Consider the following 221-nt stretch of genomic DNA (forward strand, 5'->3'; position numbering starts at 1 on the left):
TTGCTAAAGTCATAAATGCTGTTACTTTCAGCGCTTTGCTGCTTATCTTGAGAAGAATTGTCTTGCTTAGCATCTTGCTGTTTGTTTTGAGAAGCCCCCTCTTGTTTAGCATTTTGCTGTTTGTCTTGAGAAGAATCCTGTTGCTTAGAATTTTGCTGTTTGTCTTGAGAAGAATCCTCTTGTTTAGAATTTTGCTGTTTGTTTTGAGAAGAATCCTGTTG

At 37.1% G+C, this 221-nt stretch carries 1 pseudogene; it reads right to left on the reverse strand.

The features are described 5' to 3' along the window. Positions 1–221: pseudogene (locus MR071_RS25320) on the reverse strand (spore germination protein); the annotation flags it as partial.

This window comes from Bacillus cereus group sp. BfR-BA-01316 (assembly GCF_022664195.1).
Taxonomy (GTDB): domain Bacteria; phylum Bacillota; class Bacilli; order Bacillales; family Bacillaceae_G; genus Bacillus_A.